At 63.7% G+C, this 4,605-nt stretch carries 4 protein-coding genes; all 4 read left to right on the forward strand.

Translation table 11 applies throughout. The features are described 5' to 3' along the window. The first annotated feature begins 281 nt into the window (after window positions 1–281). Window positions 282–1,595, forward strand: a complete 1,314-nt coding sequence (locus AKL29_RS31435; RefSeq protein WP_050386839.1) for an ABC transporter substrate-binding protein — start codon at window positions 282–284, stop codon at window positions 1,593–1,595. Window positions 1,596–1,804: 209 nt separating this feature from the next. Next, complete coding sequence (locus tag AKL29_RS31440) at window positions 1,805–2,677, forward strand: carbohydrate ABC transporter permease (RefSeq protein WP_024583852.1); 873 nt, start codon at window positions 1,805–1,807, stop codon at window positions 2,675–2,677. Window positions 2,678–2,681: 4 nt separating this feature from the next. Next, window positions 2,682–3,512: a carbohydrate ABC transporter permease gene (locus tag AKL29_RS31445; protein WP_028334898.1), complete on the forward strand. Its 831-nt coding sequence runs from the start codon at window positions 2,682–2,684 to the stop codon at window positions 3,510–3,512. 16 nt (window positions 3,513–3,528) lie between these two features. Then, a complete protein-coding gene (locus AKL29_RS31450) occupies window positions 3,529–4,536 on the forward strand; it encodes an ABC transporter ATP-binding protein (RefSeq protein ID WP_050386840.1) in 1,008 nt (335 codons plus the stop codon). Window positions 4,537–4,605: the final 69 nt, after the last annotated feature.

The raw sequence follows: 4,605 nt of genomic DNA on the forward strand, positions 1-4,605 counted from the left end.
TTCCACGCATTGCTGTGGTCCGTATGCGCGGAGAGAGCCTCTCACCCCTACCCTCTCCCAGTAAGAACGGGGCGAGGGAGTGCAGTCCCGTCGTGGTCGCAGTTCGACTTCTCAGGCGCTCAGCCGCTCTCTTCGCCTCCGCAAGCAACTCCATTCCAGCGTGCAGTGGAACCCGCTATCGCGCGGGACGGCGCTGCCGCGCGCTTGACAAAGTTTGGCGACGGGATGAACATACGCTCAATACGTGAGCATATGCTCAACGTGACATAAGGGAGGTCACCTTGAAAAACGTCCTTTGCGCCGTTGCGGGCGCGGCTGCTGTTTTGATCTCTGCCCCCTCGATCGCCCAGACCACGCTGACGGTGGCGACCGTCAACAATGGCGACATGATCCGCATGCAGGGGCTCACCAGCGAATTCACCGCGAAGAATCCCGACATCACCGTCAAATGGGTGACGCTCGAGGAGAACGTGCTGCGCCAGCGCGTGACCACCGACATCGCCACCAAGGGCGGCCAGTTCGACGTGCTCACCATCGGCACTTATGAGGTGCCGATCTGGGCCAAGAAGAACTGGCTGGTGCCGCTCGACAAGCTCGGCGCCGATTACGACGTCGGCGACCTCCTGCCCAAGATCAAGGATGCGGTCTCGGTCGACGGCAAGCTCTACGCCGCGCCGTTCTACGGCGAGAGCTCGATGGTGATGTATCGCACCGACCTGTTCGACAAGGCTGGCCTGAAGATGCCGGAGAGCCCGACCTGGGACTTCGTGGTCGACGCCGCCAAGAAGCTGACCGACAAGTCCGCCGGTGTCTACGGCATCTGCCTGCGCGGCAAGGCCGGCTGGGGCGAGAACATGGCGTTCCTGACCGCGATGGCCAATTCCTACGGCGCGCGCTGGTTCGACGAGAAGTGGGAGCCGCAATTCACCTCGCCGGAATGGAAGAAGACGCTGACGACCTATGTCGACCTGATGAAGCAGGCCGGCCCTCCCGGCGCCTCTTCCAACGGCTTCAACGAGAACCTCGCGCTGTTCAACGCCGGCAAATGCGCGATGTGGATCGACGCCACCGTCGCAGCGTCGTTCGTCAGCAATCCGAAGGAATCCAAGGTCGCCGACAAGGTCGGCTTCGCGCTGGCGCCGAACACCGGGCTCGGCAAGAACGCCAACTGGCTGTGGGCGTGGAGTCTCGCGGTTCCTGCCGGTTCGAAGAAGGTCGACGCGGCCGAGAAGTTCATCGCCTGGGCGACCGGCAAGGATTACACCAAGCTGGTCGCGTCGAAGGAAGGCTGGGCCAACGTGCCGCCGGGCACGCGCACCTCGCTGTACAAGAACCCCGACTACCTCAAGGTCGCGCCCTTCGCCAAGCTGACCTTGGCCTCGATCGATGCCGCCGATCCGAACAAGCCGACGGTGAAGCCGGTGCCTTACGTCGGCGTGCAGTATGCGGCGATCCCTGAATTCCAGGGCATCGGCACCCAGGTTGGCCAGCAGTTCTCCGCGGCGCTGTCCGGCTCGACCTCCGTCGATGCGGCGCTCACCGCGGCGCAGTCCGCCACCGAGCGCGAAATGAAGCGCGCGGGCTACATCAAGTGAGCATGATCCTTACCCGGAGGGCCGCGCTAGCGCAAAGTGTGAAGCGGTTTTCCGAAAAGATCATGCTCAAAACAAAGCCGCGACTCGATAGCCAAGGCGCGACAGCCGCCTTGGCCGCCCGACCAGCTTAGACCTCCCGAGCTGGGCCACTTGCGACCATCCTGTCCCGCAGCGGGATGGTCGCTCCTTTCCTTGAGAAGGAGGCGGGGATGGCGACCCAGCAGACCCAACTGCTCGCACGCACGCTGCTCACGCCCGCGGTGGCGTTGCTGTTCATCTGGATGATCGTGCCGCTGGCGCTCACGATCTATTTCGCGACCCTGCATTACAATCTGCTCGATCCCGGCTCTGAATCATTCGTTGGCTTGGAGAATTTCCGCTATTTCCTGACCGATCCGGCCTTCCTCGCCTCATTGCAGAACACCCTGGTGCTGGTCGGCTCGGTGCTCGCGATCACGATCATCCTTGGCGTGCCGCTGGCGCTGCTGCTCGACCAGCAGGTGGTCGGGCTCTCGATCGTCCGCCTGATGGTAATCGCGCCGTTCTTCGTGATGCCGACGGTGAGCGCGCTGGTATGGAAGAACCTGTTGATGCATCCGGTGTCGGGCCTGTTCGCCTGGATCGCGCATCTGTTCGGGCTGCCGGCGATCGACTGGTTCAACGACGCGCCGCTGTTCTCGGTGATTCTGATCATCTCCTGGCAATGGCTGCCATTCGCGACCCTGATCCTGCTCACCGCGCTGCAATCGCTCGACGAGGAGCAGAAGGAGGCGGCCGAGATGGACGGCGCGAGCGCGATCTCGACCTTCATCTACATCACGCTGCCGCACTTGGCGCGCCCGATCACCGTGGTGATCCTGATCGAGACCATCTTCCTGCTCACGGTGTTTGCGGAGATCTTCGTCACCACCGGCGGCGGCCCCGGCTTGCAGACCACCAACATCGCCTTCCTGATCTATTCGCAGGCGCTGATCCAGTACGACGTCGGCAGCGCCTCGGCGGGCGGCCTGGTCGCGGTGGTGCTCGCCAACATCGTCGCCTTCTTCCTCGTCCGTATCGTCGGCCGGAATCTGGAGGCGTAACGTCATGGCGCGGATGGTCACGACACGGCGCAAGGTGATCTCGACGGCGGCGGCCTGGCTGGTCGGCTTCCTGATCTTCTTCCCGATCCTCTGGATGGTGCTGGCGAGCTTCAAGACCGAGCTCGAGGCGTTCGCGATCCCGCCCTCGTTCCTGTTCTTCCACTGGACCACCGAGAACTACGCCACGGTGCAGGAGCGCAGCGACTATTTCCACCACGCGCTCAACTCGATCATCATCGCCGGCGGCTCGACGCTGATCGCGATGCTGATCGCGATCCCGGCGGCGTGGTCGATGGCGTTCTCGCCGACCAAGCGCACCAAGGACGTGCTGCTCTGGATGCTGTCCACCAAGATGATGCCGCCGGTCGGCGTGCTGGTGCCGATCTACTTGATCTACCGCACCTTCGGCTTGCTCGACACCCGCTCTGGCCTGATCTTCATCCTGTGCCTCGGCAATCTGCCGATCGTGATCTGGATGCTGTTCACCTATTTCAAGGAGATCCCGAAGGACATCCTCGAGGCGGCGCGGATGGATGGCGCCACGATCGGGCGCGAGCTGATCTACGTGCTGACGCCGATGGCGGTGCCGGGGCTCGCCTCGACGTTGCTGCTCAACCTGATCCTGGCGTGGAACGAGGCGTTCTGGACCCTCAATTTGTCGACGCTCGAGGCCGCGCCGCTCACTGTCTTCATCGCGTCCTATTCCAGCCCGGAAGGATTGTTCTGGGCGAAATTGTCGGCGGCGTCGACGCTCGCGATCGCGCCCATTCTCGTGCTCGGCTGGTTCAGTCAGCGGCAGCTCGTCCGCGGCCTGACCTTCGGCGCGGTCAAGTAGCAGAAAGGCTTTCGCCATGGGTCAGATTACGCTGCAGGGTGTGCAAAAATCGTTCGGGCCGGTCCACATCATCAAGGGCGCCGATCTCGACATCGCCGACGGCTCCTTCGTGGTGTTTGTCGGTCCGTCCGGCTGCGGCAAGACCACGCTGCTGCGGCTGATCGCGGGGCTCGAGGATGTCACCGGCGGCGCCATCCTGATCGACGGACGCAATGTGGTCGACGTGCCGCCGGCCAAGCGCGGGCTGTCGATGGTGTTCCAGTCCTACGCGCTCTATCCGCATATGAGCGTGCGCGGCAACATCGCGTTCGGCCTGAAGATGGCCGGGATCGCCAGGGACGAGATCAACCGCAAGGTCGAGGCGGCCGCGGCGACGCTCAACCTGACACCCTATCTCGACCGCAAGCCGCGCGAGCTCTCCGGCGGCCAGCGCCAGCGCGTCGCGATCGGGCGCGCCATCGTGCGCGAACCGAAGGCGTTCCTGTTCGACGAGCCGCTGTCCAATCTCGATGCCGCGCTGCGGGTGCAGATGCGGCTCGAAGTGACACGGTTGCAGAAGCAGCTCGGCACCACGGCGATCTACGTCACCCACGACCAGGTTGAGGCCATGACCATGGCGGACAAGATCGTGGTGCTGAACGGCGGCAGGATCGAGCAATACGGTTCGCCGCTCGAGCTCTATGAGAAGCCGGCAAACCTGTTCGTCGCCGGCTTCATCGGTTCGCCGAAGATGAATTTCGTCACCGGTGAGATCGCCAAGCAGCAGGGCGCCGCGACCATCGGGGTGCGGCCCGAGCATTTGAAGGTCGAGCGCGACGGGCAGGGCGGCTGGCACGGCACCGTCTCGGTCGCCGAGCATCTCGGCAGCGACACCTTCCTTTATGTCGACGCCGGACCGTTGGGAATGCTGACCGCGCGCTATGTCGGCGAACTCGACCTGCATCCCGGCGACCGGGTGTCGCTGATCCCGGATCCGGCGCGCATCCACCGTTTCGACGACAGCGGAAAATCGATTCACGCGTAGAGCATGATCCGGACCCGGAGGGCCGCGTTAGCGCAAAGCGCGAAGCGGTTTTCCGAACAGATCATGCTC

It is taken from the genome of Bradyrhizobium pachyrhizi (assembly GCF_001189245.1).
Lineage (GTDB): Bacteria > Pseudomonadota > Alphaproteobacteria > Rhizobiales > Xanthobacteraceae > Bradyrhizobium > Bradyrhizobium pachyrhizi.

Bases quoted from the DNA above. Each gene is read 5' to 3' on its own strand.
- AKL29_RS31440 (WP_024583852.1), top strand. From the start codon at position 1,805: ATGGCGACCCAGCAGACCCAACTGCTCGCACGCACGCTGCTCACGCCC.
- AKL29_RS31445 (WP_028334898.1), top strand. From the start codon at position 2,682: ATGGCGCGGATGGTCACGACACGGCGCAAGGTGATCTCGACGGCGGCG.
- AKL29_RS31450 (WP_050386840.1), top strand. From the start codon at position 3,529: ATGGGTCAGATTACGCTGCAGGGTGTGCAAAAATCGTTCGGGCCGGTC.